Raw genomic sequence first — 17221 nt, 5'->3', positions numbered from 1 at the left:
GAACCACAGGAGCAAACCGATGAAAAAGGTCGCGGTCATATTGGCAGGATGCGGCGTCTACGACGGCTCGGAGATCTACGAGTCTGTCCTCACCCTGTTCAATCTCGAACAGCAGGGGGCCAGCTACCAGTGCATGGCTCCCAACATCGATCAACTGCACGTGATCGACCACCGTACCGGCGAGGTCGCGGAGGGCGAAACCCGTAACGTACTCACCGAAGCCGCCCGTCTGGCGCGCGGCAACATCATTGATCTGGCCGACGCCAATCCCGACGACTACGACGCGCTGATTATCCCCGGCGGGTTTGGCGCCGCCAAGAACCTGTCCGACTTTGCTCTCGAGGGCAGCGCGTGTCAGGTGAACGCCCAGGTGGCGAGCTTCGCCCGCGCCATGGCAGCAGCGGACAAACCGGTGGGGCTGATCTGTATTGCACCGGCGATGACCCCACGGCTGTTCGGTGAGGGTACCATCTGCACCATCGGCCATGATCAGGATACCGCCGCGGCCATCAGTGCCATGGGCGGCCAGCACGAGCGCTGCGACGTGGATGAAGTGGTGATCGATACCGATCGCAAGATCGTCACCACCCCGGCCTATATGCTCGCCGGTTCTATCAGCGAAGCGGACAGCGGCATCAGCAAACTGGTCGCCGAAGTGGTGCGGATGGCCTGAGCGCCGGTTAATCAAGCGCCGCCGGAGTGGTGTGGTCCCGGCGGCAGGCGGCAACTTCGAGTGATGGAAAATCCATGCAGCCCTCTGCCCCTTATTGCGCGTTACCCCTTGCCCTGCTGGCAACCCCTCTGGCGCATGCGACCGAACTCGCCCTGCTGGGCGAAGGCGCATTTTTCCACCCGCTGCCGAGCGTCACCGCGGCCACCCGGCTGGAGCAGCAACAGCGCGATCTGCCGGCGCCGGTCACCCTGATCGATCGTGCCATGATCGAAGCCTCCGGCGCGGTCAATATCGCCGATCTGCTGCGGCTGGTGCCCGGATTTCAGGTCTACCATGTCAACGGCAACAAGTTCGGTGTAGTCAGTCACGGCCAGGGCGACGAACACCCGGGACGACTAGAGGTGACCCTCGACGGGCGCTCGGTCTACTCGCCGCTGCTGTCGTCGGTGGACTGGAACAGCCTCGGCATCGACCTTGACGACATCGCCTTCATCGAGGTGGTCCGCGGCCCCAACGTACCCACCCACGGCTCCAACGCCTTTCTCGGCTCGGTGCATATCCATACCCGGGAACCGCTGGCGGAGCGCGGCACCACCCTCACTGCAGAAACCGGCGACCGCCAGCACCGCCTTATCCACCTGCGCCATCATGGCGAACTGGGACCGCTGCAGCAGCGCCTGTCGCTGCAGTACCGCGAGAATGACGGCTTCAAGCAGGGCTATGCCGGCAGTGACCCCAGCGACCCCGCAGGCCCGCAGCCCATGAACGACGGCGGTCAGGTCGGCAGCTTCAACTGGCGGGCCGATTTCACCCCCAGCCTGAATGATTCGCTGGAGCTGTTGGCCGGTTATAGCGACGGGCGCTTCGGTGTCGGCAACGCCGCCGAGCCGGATGAGATCCACCCGCAGGCGCTGCGCAGCCACTTTCAACAGCTGGTGTGGACGCGCACCAGCGACAACCAGCGGTTGAAACTGAACGCCTATCACAACTACCTGCGCTGGGATCACAACTTCCCGTTCGAGGTACCCGCCAATGGGCTGGGATTTGCCCATCCCGGCTTCGAGCTCGATATCGGCGTGCAGGAGGGCAGGACCGAACGCTATGACATCGAGCTGGAGCACAGCCTGCAAGCCAGCGACCAGGTGCGGCTGGTTTCCGGGCTCGGCTACCGCTGGGAAAGCCTGCAGAGCGATCCCCTGCTGCGCAACAACGATACTCTGGACAAAGAAACCCTGCGCGCCTTCGGCAATCTGGAGTGGCGCCCGTCAGCACGCTGGACGCTTAATGCCGGCGCCATGTGGGAGTCGGACCAGATCTCCGGCAGCCACCTGTCGCCGCGGCTGGCGCTCAACCATCACCTTGACCGGCACCACAGCCTGCGGCTGGCCGCCAGCAAGGCGTACCGGACCCCTTCGCTGCTGGAGCAGAATATGTGGATCCAGGTGGAGCTGCCGGATATCGCCCCCTTCAACGGCCCGCCCTTCACCAGCCTGCCTTATGACATCACCAAGTACAGCCCCGCGGCGCTGCAAGAGGAGCAGGCGACAAACTACGAGGCCGGGTGGCTGATCCGCTCGGATAGCGGCAACGCCAGCCTCGATCTGCGCCTCTATGTCGAGGAGCTGGAGCACGTGGTAGATGATGTGCGGGTCAATTACGGTGCCGGTTTCGATCTGGCTGACAATATTGCCTTTGAGAACCGCAACGTCGACGGCTGGCGCACCAAGGGTGCCGAACTGCAGTGGCGCTACGCCATCACCGAGCGCTGGTGGAGCCATCTGGCCTATGCCTATGCCGACACCGACGGCAGCTTTGATCGCGGTTTTGGCCGTGGCACCTTTGAACGCGATGACCTGACCCCGCAACACACGCTGTCCGCTTTAACCGACTACGCCCTCACCGCGCGCCTCCATGTCGGTGCGGCCTACTATCACCTGAGCGGCATGGTTTGGCGCAGCGGCAGCCGTCTGCCCCATTACAACCGCCTGGACCTGCGCGCCGCCTATCGCCTGTTTGAGGGCGACCGTCGCGGCCAGGTCGAACTGATCCTGCAGAACATCGGTGACGATTACACCGAGTTCGAACAGAACAACGAGTTTGAAACCCGAGCCTATCTGCGCTTTCGGCTGGACTTTATCTGACCACAACGCTAGGTTTTAGCTTATTATTCGAGCCTGAACAGGAAGTTACCTTTGCCATCTTGTCCCACCCGATTCAGTAGTCTGTCGTCACAGCTACTGCTGACCGCGCTGCTGGGCAGCCCCGCTGCCGCTGCCGACAACCTGCTCAGTGAAGAGGAGTACTTTCAGTCGCTACCCACCGTCACCGCCGCCACCCGGCTGGAACAGCAGCAGCGCGACCTGCCAGCCGCGGTGACCCTGATCGACCGGGAGCTGATCGAAGCCTCGGGGGCGATTAACATCGCCGATATCCTGCGGCTGGTGCCCGGTTTTCAGTCCTACCACCCGCTGGCAAACAAGCATGGCGTAGTCAGCCACGGCCAGGGAGAGCTGCACCCGGGGCGACTGGAGGTGATGATCGACGGCCGCTCGGTCTATTCCGCCGTGGTCTCTACTGTGGACTGGCGGACAATGGGGATCACCCTTGAGGATATTGACCATATCGAAGTGGCCCGCGGTCCCAGCGTCGTGAGCCACGGGTCCAACGCCTTTCTGGGGGCGGTCAACATCATCACCCGTAATCCGCTGGAAGCTCCCAAGGGAGAGCTGCGGCTGTTGGGTGGTGACCTGCAAACGCGCGATTATGCCCTCGCGGGCACTACCAGCTGGGGTGATCTGGCGATCCGCCTCAACGCCAACTTCATGACCAACGACGGCACCGGGGTCGGCGCTGATACCGACCCCGTTACTCAAGCACCGGTCACCCTCACCATTCCCGATGGCGGCGAGATGAGCCAGCTGTCAGCCCGCGGGCTCTACACCCCCAACCTCAACGACACCCTCGACTTTCATCTGGGGATCGGGCGGGGCCAGTTCGGCATGGGTAATATGCTTCACCCGCTGGAGATGGCCGACCGCGAAGTGGACACTCACTTTCAGAACCTGAGCTGGACTCACACCCTTCAGGATGGCAACCAACTGCGCTTGCAGGGTTACCACAACTACACCCGTTACAGTCAGGATGTCAGCCGCAGCATGGCCTATCTGTTCGCCGATGCCTTCGACGACCCCAACCTGCTGGCCTTGACCACGGTACCCTTGATTCCCGGCCTGACCGACAGCATCGCCGGCGAATCGGCCACCCAGCAGGTCAGCCTCGACAGCGAAGAGGGCAGCACCCACCGCTATGACCTGTCGGCGGAGTACAGCGGACGGCTGACTCCGACCACGCGAGCCATTCTGGGGGCTGGCTGGCGCCTCGACCGGATCAAGTCGCAGCCACAGCTCAATCGCCCCGACTACATCAGCGAACCCTTCTACCGCAGCTACGGCAACCTGGAGTGGCAACCCAGTGATCGCTGGACCTTCAACGGCGGTGCCATGCTGGAGTACAACGATCTGGTTGGCGGTCGGCTGTCGCCGCGGCTGGGGGCCAACTGGCATCTGAGCCGCTATACCACCCTGCGCACCAGTGCTGCGCAGGCCTACCGCACGCCGTCGCTGCTGGACTGGAATCAGTACGAGCAGATTGTGCTGCCCAGTAACGGCGCTACCCTGGACATCATTTCCGCCACCCTCGACGAACTCAAACCGGAGCGGGTGCGCAGCCTGGATCTGGGGCTGCTCTACCAGTGGCCGGCCTGGCGTTCCGCCTTTGACCTGCGCCTGTTCTACGAAGATATCGACGACGCGCTGGCGGACCAGAAACGCACCGTCAGTGAGTTCGGCCTCAGCGAAGTCAGCCCGGATCAGGATATCTTCGTCAACGCCAACTCCATGGAGTGGCGCAATCGCGGCGTGGATATGCAGTGGCAGCTCCGCCCCACCACCACCACCCGCCTGCATCTGGCCTACAGCTATCTCTCCACCGATGGCAGCTTTGATCGCGGCCTGGACACCACCATTGAACAACCCCATGCGCTGGCCCCGCGCCACACCCTGGCGCTGCTGGCCAGTAAAACCCTGCCGCAGGGCTGGGCCCTCAGCGGCACCTTTTACCGGATCAGCAAGGCACAGTATTTCCGCGGCGACGAGCTCGATTACAGCCGCCTCGATCTGCGTCTGGCCAATACCCAGCAGCTCGGCGCCCACCGGCTCCGGGTTGAGCTGATCGCGCAAAACCTGCTCGACGACTATCTGGAGTTCGAACGAAACGGCACCTTCGATACCCGCCTGTTCCTCCGCTTCAGGCTCGAGCATCAGTAATCTTTCGGCGCTATCGGAACGCCTTATTTGCCCCGGATCAAACGAGCGTTTATTAGCCGTACTTCGCGGTCGGCGGGGATGATATGATGGCGCCAAACGGCATCAGGCCGTCGTTCAAAAAGCCAGGTCCTGGAGGACAAAGGACATTGCAGATAAGCTCCGGTTGCCATAACCGCTACTGCGGCGCCGCTCTAGCCACATGGTTGTTGTTGACGCCCTCACAGGCGCTGGCCAACGACGCCGCCGGCGTGCTCGACGAAGGCGACCTGCTCACCAGTGTGCCACTGATCAGCACCGCCGCGCGCATGGACCAGACCCGAGCCGAGGCCGGCGTGGCCATGACCCTGATCGACCGCACCATGATCGAGGCCTCCGGTGCGCAGGAGATCGCGGACCTGTTCCGGCTGGTGCCCGGATTGCAGGCATTCCACGTCAACGGCAACAAGTTTGGCGTCGCCGCGCACGGCATGGGCAATCCCTTTCCCGGCCGCTTTGAAGTGCTGATGGATGGCCGCTCGGTCTATATGCTGGGTTTCTCCAGCCCCGATTGGCGCGCACTCGGCATCGGCCTCAGCGATATCGAACGGATCGAGGTGGTGCGCGCTCCGAGCGCCTCCAGTTGGGGCGCCAACGCCTTCCAGGGCACGATCAACCTCATCACCCGCGCGCCCACCGGGCTGACGCGAGCGACTCTTGACGCCGCAGCCGGCGACCCCGGGTCGCGGCGGATCGAAGCCAGCGCCGAAACACTGCTGGGCGAGTCGCTGCTGCGCGGCGGCATGGGCTATCGGCGCCAGGATGGGTTTTCCGATAACGACCAGGGCAGTGCCGGCTATGCCAACCTGCGCAGCATCAGCACGCCCACCCTTGCAGACCGGATCGAGGTGCAGCTCGGTTTCAGCGATGGCTACGGCGGCGTGGGCGAAGAGAGTGTCGCCAGCGTTGCCCGGCGCGACTTTCGTAGCCACTTTCAGTCGCTGACCTGGACCCGCAGCCTTTCCAGCGGCAACGAACTGCAGCTGCGCGCCTACCACAATTATCTCGATTACCGGATGGAGCGGCGCCTGATGTCGGAACTGTTCGGGCAACAGTTTGGCTTGACCGTCGCCGACCTGAGCGCGCTGGGTATTCCCGACGAACCGATTCCGGCCTACTTTGAAGAGGTCACCACCCATCGCTACGACCTCGAACTGCAGCACCAGATCGAAACCGGCTCCGGCTGGCGGATACTCTGGGGCCTGGGCGCTCGCCAGGAAGACGGCTATTCGCCGTTACTGCTTAACCGCAGCGATACCCTGACAGAAAACTTCTGGCGGCTGTTCGCCAACAGCGAATGGAAGCCGGCCGCGGGCTGGACCCTGAACGCAGGCGCGCTGCTGGACCATAACAGCATCGCCGGTACCCATACCTCACCCCGCCTGACCCTAAGCCACCAGCTCGCGCCGGGGCATACCCTGCGGGGCGGCTACAGCCTGACCTACCACACGCCATCATTGCTGGAAGCCCATCAGGATACCCGCCTGATGCACAGCAACGGCAGTCTGATTCTGTGGGCCAAGAACACCGACCCCGACATCGAGAGCGAAGAGAACCGCACCCTTGAAATAGGCTACCTGGCGGAGTTCCCGCGCCAGCGCTCCGAGCTGGACCTGCGCCTCTATCGCGAAGATATTCGCAACGGTATCGGTCGTCAGCGCAACAGTTTCAGCGAGCCGCAGGCACTGCCGCCCCAGCTGCGCACCACCAACACCAATAATGCCAACTGGGTGGGTCAAGGGCTGGAAGCGGAGCTGCGCTTTCAGCCCAGCCATCGCTCGCTGATCGCCCTCAACTATAGTTATCTGGATATTGATGGGGCCATGAACGGCGGTGACCGGGACGCGCCAGACGCCGACTATCTGAACCTTGATCTCTTTGGTCCGCGCCATACCGCCAGCCTGTTGGCCAGTCACCGCTTTGCGCGGGGCTATCAGCTCAGCGGAGTAGCGTATCACCAGTCAGAATCCCACTGGATCAGTGGTTCGGCACTGCCGGGGTACACCCGCCTGGATCTGCGCCTGGCACGCCAATTTGACCTGGGGGGACAGGCGGCCACCCTGGCACTGGTGGTTCAGAACCTGGGAAGCAGCTACCGCGAGTATCAGCAGCGCAACCTGTTTGATACCCGGACCTTGCTAACCTTTAACCTCACGCTCGACTAAACCAGCCACCCGGCGAAGGACCGCAGAAACAGGTGATCAGGATAAGGAACATCGGCCGACAGAAACACCACCGCCGCGTGCGACTGTGGCTGTTGGTGGCGACGCTGCTGCTGCCCCTGCGCACCTTTGCCGCCGGGCTGTTGATCGTTCCCAGCCAGAGCGCGCAGCCCTATCTGGAGGTCATCGATCGCCTCGTAGGAGCACTGCAGGATAGCGCCTTTGAGATCGACATCATGCCGGCAGCGGCCCTCAGCCGGCAGCGGCTACAGCAGGCGCAGCTGGTGATTCCGCTGGGGGTAGACGCTCTTGATCAGGTCCTCAGCCTGGAAACCCGCACCGCGGTGCTCGCCGCCATGGTCCCGCGCGAAAGCTTTCAGACCCTCACCCGCGGCCTGCCGGAGCAAAGCACCGCCATCGAGCGGCGCCAGTTAAGCGCGCTGTATCTGGAGCAGCCCTACTGGCGGCAGCTCAAACTGGCCCGGTTGATCGCCCCTGCGGGGCAGCACCTGGGCGTGCTGCTCGGACCACACCACAGCCCCCATCAGGCCAGGCTGGCGGACCAGCTCAACCGCAGCGGCTGGACCCCGAAGCTTTATCCGCTGGGCGAGAACGACAACCCGCTCGCGGTGATCCGGCAGCTGGTGAGCGCCAACGACCTGCTGCTGGCGATCCCCGACCGGGCCGACTTTAACCGCAACACCGCGCGCTGGCTGCTCACCCTGTCGCTGCGCGAACGCATACCGCTGATCGGATTCTCACGCCGCTATGTCGAGGCGGGCGCAACCGCGTCGGTCTTCAGCAGCCCCGCGACTATCGCCGCCGAAACGGCCGCCATCGCAGCAGCCTGGCTGCAGGACGAAGCCCGCCGGCTGCCGCCGCCAGCCTTCCCGCAGCGCTTCGATATCAGCCTCAACCCCGGCATCGCGGCACGACTGGGACTGGATCTGCCATCGCCCACATCCCTTGAGCAGGCCCTGCAGCAGGAGGACGCGCCATGAAGCTGCCAGGCTTTTTACGCCGCGCCGGCATTAACCAGCGGGTTCTGTTACTGGCACTGATTCCTACCCTGCTGGCCACGCTGCTGATGTTCGCGTTCTATACCCAGGAGCGCCTCATCGACGCCCGCGAGGACCTTCGTCATGACGGCGAATTGCTGGCCAGTTATCTCGCCGCCAGCGCCGAGTACGGTCTGCTCTCCGGCAACCGCGATGCCCTGCGCCAACTGGCCCAGCCGGCGCTGACCAATCCATGGATTGACAGGGTCGCGTTCGTCGATGCGGAAGGCCAGCCGCTGGTGGGTGAACAGCTGCTGGCAGCGGAGCAGATCGATGCTGCCCGAGCCGATCCGCGGTCGTTGATGCTGGCCACACCGATCCACCTGACTGCGGTCACCGTGGAGGATTTCTCCACCGCCAATGCCGACACCAACCAGCCGGTAATATTGGGCTGGGTGCTGCTCCAGCTGGACGATACGGAGCTCCAGCAACGCGAGCGAACCATCTGGATGGTGGGCCTGCTGATCGCCTGTGGTGGCGCGTTGATCGCCATTCTGCTGGCGCTGGCGATCGGCCGTACCATCACCCTGCCGATCCGCCGCATCAGTGCCACCGTGGATCAGCTGCATCAGGGCCAGCTGGGTGCCCGCACTGAAGTCAGCGATAGTGGCGAATTGGGTGAGCTGGCCCGCGGCATCAACAATCTGGCGTTCCAGGTGCAGCAGACTCAGGATCACCTCGAAGCGGAGGTCAACAAAGCCACCCGCGACCTGCAGATCACCCTCGACGCGCTGGAGGCACAAAACAACCAGTTGGAGCTGGCGCGCAACAAAGCGGAACAGGCCAACCGAACCAAGGACGAATTTCTGGCGCGCATGAGCCATGAGTTACGCACACCGCTGACCTCGGTACTGGGCTTTGTCGACCTGCTGCGCAAGACCATGCTGGACAACACCCAGCAGGAATACACCAAAGTTATCGGCCGCACCTCCAAACTGCTGCTGAGTCTGATCGACGACCTGCTGGACTTCTCCAAGTTGTCCTCCAACGCCATTCGGCTGGAGCAGTTGCCGTTCAATCTCGATGCCTGTATCGAGGAGATTCTGGAGCTGCACCTGCCCAGCGCCCGCCAGAAGGGGATTGATCTGGTGTTCGTCCCCGACCCGGCACTGCCGGAGCGGGTGATCGGCGACCCCACCCGTCTGAGTCAGGTGCTCTCCAACCTGGTCGGTAACGCGATCAAGTTCACCCAGCAGGGGGAGGTTGCGGTCACCCTCAGTGCCCGCTGTGCACAGAGCCGGGTGGATATCCAACTGGAGGTGCGTGACACCGGGATCGGCATTAGCGAACAGCAGCAACAGCATCTGTTCCAGCCCTTTTCGCAAGCGGACTCCAGCATCACCCGCCGCTTCGGCGGTACCGGTCTGGGGCTGGTCATCAGCCGTCGCCTGACCGAGCTGATGGGCGGCCAGTTACGCCTTGAAAGTACCGCAGGAGTGGGCACCAGTGTATGCCTTGAGCTGAGCTTCGAAGCGGTCGCCGCTCCCCCGGCGGCGCGCCTTTACCCGCAACTTCCGGTGCTGCTGTACGATCGCCGCCCGCTGTCCCGCCGGGCGCTGATGCGGCGGCTGGAATATCTGGGCTGCGAGGTCACGCTGATGCGCAATCGACGCCAGCTGCTGAGCGAGCTGGCGGAACGGGGCGACCATTACCAGCGCCTGTTGCTCAGCCTCTCGCGGCGTGAACTGAAAGCCCTTAAAGGCGCCGAGTTTCTGCAACCGATCCGGGCTCGCTACCCCCACCCGGTGGTGCTGATCGCCAATCTCAACCGCGATGACCTGGCGGAGGAACTGAAACGCGAACTGGCGCCACTGCGCTTACTAAGCAAACCGTTCACCGGCGCGGCACTGGCGCAATCGCTTGCCAGCGCGCAGCCGATTACCGTCAGCACCACCGCGCCAACCAGCCGCGACCTTGAGGGCATCACCGTGCTGGTCGCCGAAGACAACCACTTCAACCAGTTGCTGATCAGCCGCATGCTGGAGCTGCACGGCGCCCACCCCCTGATCGCGGCCACCGGCCGGGAAGCGCTGCAGCGGCTTCAGGATGAGGCTGTCGACCTGATTCTGATGGATATCCACATGCCGGAGATGGATGGCATCGAAGCCACCCGCGCGATCCGCGCCCTGCCCGGACCGGAGTCCGGAATCCCGATTATTACCCTGACTGCCGGCCAGGCGGAACAGGAGGCCCGAGCCCTGCGGGGGCTGAATATCGCCGCGGCGCTGGGCAAACCGATCAATGAGCCGCAACTGATCAACGCTATCAACAGCGCCTGTCATCTGCCCAGCGACAGCGCAGCGGAGCCCGTGCTCCAACGCCCGCGCCTCAGCCGCTACGGCATCGCCGCCGGTGAGCTGGGGCACGAGCTCAAGCACCAGCTAGCGGCGATGCAAGCCGCCTATGACAACCACGACAGCACCACCATGCGCGACCATTCTCATCAACTGATGGGGCTGGCCGGGCTGCTGGGAATGAGTGAACTGGACGCCGCCGCAGAGCGATTTAACCGCGCAGTCAAGGCGGAACAGCGGCAACAGATGGCCACAGAACTGCAACAGATGGCGGAGCTGATCAAGCAAGCGCTCGCCGGATAGTCGGCGGGCAGCCTGTCGGGCTTGACCGATCGTAGCGTGGGGAACGCCTCGCCGGCGCTAGAGCGTACGTGCCCGCAGATAGGCCTGCTCCGACAGCGCATGCCAGCTGCTGGCCTGAGCGCGGAAACGGGAAAACGACTCGTACACCTTGGCCGCCTGCGGATCAGCAGCCCCCTCGGCGGCGACCACTTCGTCGGACAAGCGGCGTAGGTATGCGAGTACCTCGTCCGGAAACTGCCGCAGCTCCACCCGCTGCTCGTCCACCAGTTGCTTGAGAGCTGCATTGTTACGGGCGGTAAAGTTGGCCAGCATATCCTGATTGGCAACCCGGCAGGCAGCCTCGACAATCCGTTGCAGTTCCGTCGGCAGGGCGTCAAACGCCTGCTGGTTGATAAAACATTCCAGTGTCGTGCCCGGCTCATGCCAACCGGGCGAATAGTAGTATTTGGCCGCCTTGTGCAGCCCGAATGCCAGATCGTTGTAGGGACCGACCCACTCGGAGGCGTCGATGGCACCCGACTGTAAAGCCGGGAAGATCTCGCCGCCGGGCAACAACACCGGCTCACCGCCGGCGCGCTTGAGCACCTCGCCCCCCAAGCCGGGAATACGCATCTTCAGTCCGATAAGGTCGTCGATGCGGTTGATTTCGCGATTGAACCAGCCCCCCATCTGCACCCCGGTATTGCCGGCTGCAAAGGGGATCAGCCCAAAGGGCGCGTAAACCTCCCGCCACAGCGCCATACCACCGCCGTGGTATAGCCAGGCATTCATCTCCTGCGCGGTAAGGCCGAAGGGCACGGCGGCAAAGAATGACGCGGCCCGGCTTTTCTCACGCCAGTAGTACGCCGCTCCGTGCCCCATCTGCGCATCGCCACGGGCAACCGTATCAAAGGCCTCCAGCGGCGCCACCCGCTCATTGGCGCCATAAACCTTGACCCGCAGGCGGCCACCACTCATGTCGTTGATCAGCTGGGCAAGAAAATTGGCGCCCGTACCCAGTCCGGGGAAATTCTTCGGCCAGGTGGTCACCATGGTCCAATCAATAACTTCACGGCGCTGCTGTCCATTAGCAGTTCCGGCACGCTCGCCACTACAGGCGCCCAGCGTGCCGGCTGTCAACGCACCCATCCCGAGTGCTTGTATGACCTGACGGCGTTTCACGGACAGTTCCCCTTGGAGGTCTCTCTTGGGTGCGCTTTAACCGGCCCACGGGCGGTCCCAACCCCTGTTTATAGTCTAAAAAGGTGGCCTGAATCAACAACCTATATTTTTACTAATGTTGGCCAATTAGCGCCCAAAATCGGCAAAAAGCTGGCTTAGGTAGGCAAATTTGAATATTCTCTGCTCTGGTTCACTCCGCCACCACGAGAAGTTCACGCTTGAACACGCCCAATCTGCTCAAAGCGATCTCCGACGCACTCCCTACGCTACGTAAATCGGAGCAGAAGGTGGCGGACTTTGTGCTGGCTCAGCCCCACGACGTAATCCATATGCGCATCGTCGATCTGGCCAGTGAGGCACAGGTCAGCGAACCCACCGTGGTACGCTTCTGTCGCGCACTCGAATACGACGGGTTCCAGGATTTTAAACTCAAGCTGGCGCAAGTACTGGCCACCAGTCCCAACTTTGAACAGTTCGCCATCGACCGCAAGGATAGCGTTAACGACTTCAAGCAGAAGATCTTCGACTCCACCGTCGGCAACCTGATCAAGGTCCGCGAGGTGCTGGATGCCGATACCCTGGAACACGCCATCGATGCACTGTCCAAAGCCAAGCGGATCGAGTTCTACGGCTTTGGCGCGTCGTCAGCGGTGTGTACCGACGCACAGCACAAATTCTATCGCCTCAAGGTGACCGCGGTAGCCTATTCCGATCCCCACCTGCAGGCCATCGCGGCCCTCACCCTGTCCGAGAACGACGTGGTGGTGGCGATCTCCCAGACCGGCCGTACCAAAGACCTGTTGCACTCGGTCCGCCTGGCTAAAGAGCAGAACGCACAGGTGATCGCCCTCTGTCCCAGCAACACCCCGCTGGCGGAGCTGGCCACCATTCCGATCCATATCGACCTCGACGAGGACAAGGACCTCAGCGCATTGATGTCCTCCCGCGTGGTGCATCTGGTGGTGATCGATGTGCTTGCCGTCGGCCTGGCGATGAAACTGGGCCCCGGCGTGATCGATCACCTCAAGTCGATCAAACGCGGCCTGCGCTCGCTGCGCCAGAACGAAAAACGCCCCCCTCTGCGGCGCTCCTGATTCGCCGATCCGGCAGCAAAAGTTGCAATCCCCTTCGACCTGTGCGAAAAAAAACAGGTGGGTTCCACTGTCACCAAGCTGTCATCCAGGGTCCATAACATGCGGCCCTGACCGGATTGTCTGTCGAAGGGAGCGTCGCCCATGATGCAAAACGATCAGGAACTGAACGAACTTCAGACTCAGATCTTCGATGTTTTCATGGAACTGAGTTCAGAAGACCAGCAAGCCGAACGGCAAGCCGCAAGCGCCCGCTCGCTGCGCGCACGTCGCGGGATCGAAGATCACTTCGAGAAAAAACGGCTGCAACGTGAGCTGACCGAATTCGACTTCGAATAGTCGTCGGATCAGCCCCCGAACGGCTCGCCAGTGCGGGCCCGTGCAGAAGCTATACTTCGGCTGAACTCATCGCCGACAGACGCTTATGCGCCCATCACTCTGCTTCTGCGCTACCGGAAAGACCGGCCTTGGACACCTGCGCCGAGTCACCAATATCGCCTCCGCACTCCGTCAGTGCGCCCCCGATGTCGACCTCCAGTTGCTGACCAACGCCAGCGTTGAAGGACTGGGCGATGACGAACGGCAACTCTACCGCCGCATTGTTCACGCCGAGCGTTCCCAAATGGCGAGTCTGCTGCAGCCGCAGCCCCCCTCGCTGGTGGTAGTGGACACCGCGGTCGTACCCGAGCTGGAGCAGCTGCCTTCACGCCTGGCCCTGATCCTGCGCGAGACCCGTGCCGACAAACTCAGCGATTTCGTCCTGCCCGAGCGTCCCTGGGACCTGCTGCTGCTCCCTCACGCCGCCGATGACTGGCGCCCACCCGCCGCGACCATCGCCTGTCGGCAGCAACGCTCGGTGGGGTGGATCTACCGCCGCGAGGACAGGACCACTGATCCGCTCCCTCTGGGTGCACCGCCCGCGGCCGGTATGCCCCAGCTGCTGATCGCCGCCGGTGCCGGCGGCGGCGGTGACCGCTGGGAAGCATTCAATCAGGCCCTGACCCAGCTGATACCTGCGGTCAGACAAGGGCTATCCCAAGGGCTTGAGGTAATTCAGGTGATCGGTCCGCGTGCCACCCCTGCCGAGCATCTGGCCCTTGCTGACCGGCGGATTCAGCCCGGCCCGCGCCTCAACGAACTGTTCCCCCAGGCTGATCTGGTGATCAGCACCATGGGCTACAACTCCGCACTGGAGCTGGCCGCCAGCGATGTGCCGGTACTGATGATGGCCAAGCCCACCACCTACGATGATCAACAGGCCCGCGCCGCCCGCTGGCACGGACGCGTCGGCTGGGCCTACGATCTGCACCCGCCCGAGGCGGCGCTCAATTGGCTGATCGATACCCTGCACCAGCGCCGGCGGCGCCCCCCGGTGGCGCTGGCCGAGAGCGGCGCGCCGGTCGCCGCCAAAGCGCTGCTGGAACTGCTGCAGGCTGGCCCGTGAACGACGCGCCACGACTACAGCGGCAGCATGGCGAGGCCCGCAAACAGCTGCGCCCTGAATCACGCCTGGACGCACCCTCCCTGGCCCGGCTCAGCGCACAACTGCAGGCCGAGGGCGTACCCACACCGCGCTGTCACGCCGATGGAGAGCGGCGGCTACGCTACCGCTGGATTGATGCGGTGTCGGCCCGGACAGAGTATAGCGATGAGGTCGCTGGTGGTGATCTCCACTGGCCACCATCAGCGACCCTGGCCGAACTATTGCCGCCGCTGGTGGCGCTGCACCGCGCCCGCACCGATCCTGCGCCGCCACTGCTGGATCCGGGATGGCGCATCGACGAGCGGCTGGCAGACACCCGCGACGACGAGTTAGATCGCTGCTGGCAAAGATTACGTGCGGCGTGGCAGCCCTGGGTCGATGCCGTGGTGCACGGCGACTTTCATCTGGGCCAACTGCTGCTCCTGCAGCCGCCCCGGCACGGTGTGCAACTGATCGATCTGGAAGATTGCGCCTCGGGCCCACCCGAGTTTGATCTGGGCAACTTTGCCGCCCATCTGGCGACCGCCGCCACCACCTTTAACCCCGAGCGCTACCAGCAGCTGTTGACCCGTGTCAGCGCCGCCTACCAGCAAGCCGGTGGCCGGCATGTGAATCAGCAACGGCTGGCTTATTGTGGCCAGATCTGTCTGCTGCGCCGCTACCTCAAGCAGCGCGCCGCGCAGCCAGACACGCCGCCGCTGACCCTGCGGCGCTGGCTGCTGGAAACGCCAGTTATCGAGTTCTTCGCGGGTTAGAGAGCATGACTCATATCGGCGCGGAGCGGACATACTTAGCTGCGGCAAGTCGGTGCTTCAAAGCTCGTTTTCATGGTGGTTTGATATTCCCTGTTTCGCCTCCCGGCGACCTACTTCTTTATCAGTCGTGATAAAGAAGTAGGCAAGAAAGCACTCGCCCGCAAAAGCCGCCCTACGGGACCTGCGCGCTGAACACCCTTGAGGGGCACAACAGAATGGCCGTCCCTGGCCATACTGTTGTGGCGGCGGCCATCCGGGCCTTGCCCCTAACGGGCTGAAACCCTCAAGGGCGTCCAGTGCTCGTCGGCTTTCGGAGGGCCGGGGGTGCCAGCCGCACTCCGGGTGCCCTTACCTGTTTTTCGCGCTTGAGTAAGAATGCGGTAATCCGGCTGCGACTTAACCCCTTTGGAGCCGACGAGCACGGCGACGGGGATTCGATCAGGCCCGCGCAAAGCGCGGGGCGAGGCATGGACGCCGAGCCGGATTGCGGCACAGGCATGTGCCGTCCGATCCGCCAGAATCACCGTTGCCGCGTGCAGTGGACCCGTAGGGCGGCGGAACCAGGGGAGCATAAGGCACAAGTAGTTCTTTCTTCCCCTGTTCTTTGGAACGTTTGCCAAAGAATAGGGCCGCCCGGGTGGGCGGAACAAAGGCTTTCAAGCAACACAGCAAATGAGCTTCAAACGCCATTGATTGAGTCGCTTCTCAGCCGAGCAAAAACGTCCGCTCCGCGCCGTTTCCAGCCCTAACCTATTTTTTCATTTTTTTAGAACCGATCCTCGCGGGGGCGTTACCTACCGGCTGTAACACCCCGAACCCCCCAAACGAAATCGAGGATCTGACCATGAAAATTTTCAACAAAGCCGCACTGGCCACCGCCGTTACCCTGTTCGCCCTCAACGTATCCGTGGCTGAAGCCAACCCCTGGGTCGGCTACAAAGGCAACAAGATCGGCTATACCAACAGCTACAACAACACCAACAACATCGACACCCGGGTCGATAACAGCCAGCGCTTCAAGCGCGACTACCGCCTGGACTACAAGCTGGATAACAGCCGTCGCACCAAGATCGATACCGACACCCGTATCGACCTCAAGTACGACATCCGCAACGATCGCCTGAACGCCAAGCAGGACCTGAACTCCTTCCGCAACTACTCCAGCGGGGTAAACCAGAACGCGTTCAATGCCGGCGCCGCCACCGGTCACAGCATGAACCAAAGCCAGGGCAGTACCAGCGTCGGCAGCCTGGTTAGCGACACCGCCACCAGCAACAACCGCGGCCACCGTGTGCTCTCTCCGAGCTACAGCATCCACAGCGGTGACGTGGCCAAGGGCAATATGAGCGGTAGCCAGATCGGCGGTATTCAGTCTGGTATGCAGGTGGGTGATGTGACCAACCTGCAGCAGAACACCCAGGCGCAGGATGCGACCTCTGCGGTCGCCAGCTCTGATGTAGTGAGCAACAACGTGGCTAAGTAAGTGGAATTCAGCTGCTAGAAACGACAAAGCCCCCGGTTGGGGGCTTTGTCCTGTTCGGATACAGCAGATAGGTCGTTATGGAAGTTGGATTGGCCCTTCAACTGAAACTATCAGGATACCTCCGATGACGGTAGCGGCTTTTAGCAAAGCCCCCGTGGCACAGAGTATCTACTCGCCCGAGAGCCCAATTGGCGTCTGTACCGGTATTGTCTTTTTAAGGTTCTTTTAATATTGGCTCAGTATAATGGGTATGACCTGCTCCCCGATTTCCGGTCCATTCCGAATCTAGTAAAGTCCGCTTTAGCAGAGGAAAGCGGATATGAAAAAGCGGTTCACTGACGAACAGATCATCAACATCCTGAAAGAAGGTGATGCCGGGATTCCGGTAAAGGAGATT

Annotated in this window: 13 protein-coding genes; 11 read left to right on the top strand and 2 right to left on the bottom strand. The window is 62.5% G+C overall.

The window, feature by feature from the left end:
• The first annotated feature begins 19 nt into the window (after positions 1–19).
• The 6 genes from elbB to JJQ76_RS12545 all read left to right on the top strand — a co-directional run bounded on the left by elbB (position 20) and on the right by JJQ76_RS12545 (position 10851).
• Entirely contained in the window at positions 20–673 is a 654-nt protein-coding gene (gene elbB / locus JJQ76_RS12570; RefSeq protein ID WP_210397210.1) for an isoprenoid biosynthesis glyoxalase ElbB, read from the top strand.
• 74 nt (positions 674–747) lie between these two features.
• Entirely contained in the window at positions 748–2814 is a 2067-nt protein-coding gene (locus JJQ76_RS12565) for a TonB-dependent receptor plug domain-containing protein (protein WP_210397209.1), read from the top strand.
• Positions 2815–2865: 51 nt separating this feature from the next.
• Positions 2866–4998, top strand: coding sequence for a TonB-dependent receptor plug domain-containing protein (locus JJQ76_RS12560; RefSeq protein WP_210397208.1), 2133 nt, complete (start codon positions 2866–2868; stop codon positions 4996–4998).
• Between the two features lie 146 nt (positions 4999–5144).
• Positions 5145–7199 carry a TonB-dependent receptor plug domain-containing protein gene (locus tag JJQ76_RS12555; RefSeq protein WP_210397207.1) on the top strand — a complete coding sequence of 685 codons (2055 nt, stop codon included), beginning with the start codon at positions 5145–5147 and terminating at the stop codon, positions 7197–7199.
• A 32-nt stretch (positions 7200–7231) separates the two neighbouring features.
• The gene (locus tag JJQ76_RS12550) at positions 7232–8197 is read left to right on the top strand and encodes a hypothetical protein (protein WP_210397206.1); all 966 of its coding nucleotides are present in this window, start codon (positions 7232–7234) and stop codon (positions 8195–8197) included.
• Complete coding sequence (locus JJQ76_RS12545; RefSeq protein WP_210397205.1) at positions 8194–10851, top strand: ATP-binding protein; 2658 nt, start codon at positions 8194–8196, stop codon at positions 10849–10851. The genes JJQ76_RS12550 and JJQ76_RS12545 overlap by 4 nt, the downstream gene beginning before the upstream one ends.
• A gap of 57 nt (positions 10852–10908) precedes the next feature.
• Here the strand turns inward: JJQ76_RS12545 and JJQ76_RS12540 are convergent, their stop codons facing one another.
• On the bottom strand, positions 10909–12012 hold the full coding sequence (locus tag JJQ76_RS12540) for a TRAP transporter substrate-binding protein (RefSeq protein WP_343232534.1): 1104 nt from the start codon (positions 12010–12012) through the stop codon (positions 10909–10911).
• Positions 12013–12230: 218 nt separating this feature from the next.
• On the opposite strand from JJQ76_RS12540, the gene hexR reads away from it, so the two are divergent.
• The 5 genes from hexR (at position 12231) to JJQ76_RS12515 (ending at position 16824) form a co-directional block, all read left to right on the top strand.
• Entirely contained in the window at positions 12231–13106 is an 876-nt protein-coding gene (hexR, locus tag JJQ76_RS12535) for a transcriptional regulator HexR (protein ID WP_210397204.1), read from the top strand.
• Between the two features lie 141 nt (positions 13107–13247).
• The gene (locus JJQ76_RS12530) at positions 13248–13442 is read left to right on the top strand and encodes a PA3496 family putative envelope integrity protein (protein ID WP_210397203.1); all 195 of its coding nucleotides are present in this window, start codon (positions 13248–13250) and stop codon (positions 13440–13442) included.
• Between the two features lie 85 nt (positions 13443–13527).
• Positions 13528–14547, top strand: a complete 1020-nt coding sequence (locus tag JJQ76_RS12525) for a hypothetical protein (protein WP_210397202.1) — start codon at positions 13528–13530, stop codon at positions 14545–14547.
• Positions 14544–15341, top strand: coding sequence for a phosphotransferase family protein (locus JJQ76_RS12520; RefSeq protein ID WP_210397201.1), 798 nt, complete (start codon positions 14544–14546; stop codon positions 15339–15341). Before JJQ76_RS12525 ends, JJQ76_RS12520 begins: the two co-directional genes overlap by 4 nt.
• Before the next feature lie 844 nt (positions 15342–16185).
• Positions 16186–16824, top strand: coding sequence for a hypothetical protein (locus tag JJQ76_RS12515; RefSeq protein ID WP_210397200.1), 639 nt, complete (start codon positions 16186–16188; stop codon positions 16822–16824).
• A 214-nt stretch (positions 16825–17038) separates the two neighbouring features.
• Here the strand turns inward: JJQ76_RS12515 and JJQ76_RS12510 are convergent.
• Positions 17039–17221, bottom strand: a 183-nt coding sequence (locus tag JJQ76_RS12510; RefSeq protein WP_210397199.1) for a hypothetical protein, incomplete at its 5' end; no start/stop codon positions are given.

Source organism: Motiliproteus sediminis, from assembly GCF_017912535.1.
Classification (GTDB): domain Bacteria; phylum Pseudomonadota; class Gammaproteobacteria; order Pseudomonadales; family Balneatricaceae; genus Motiliproteus; species Motiliproteus sediminis.
The sequence above is the reverse complement of the archived record's forward strand: the minus strand, read 5'-3'. Positions and strand labels throughout refer to the sequence as shown.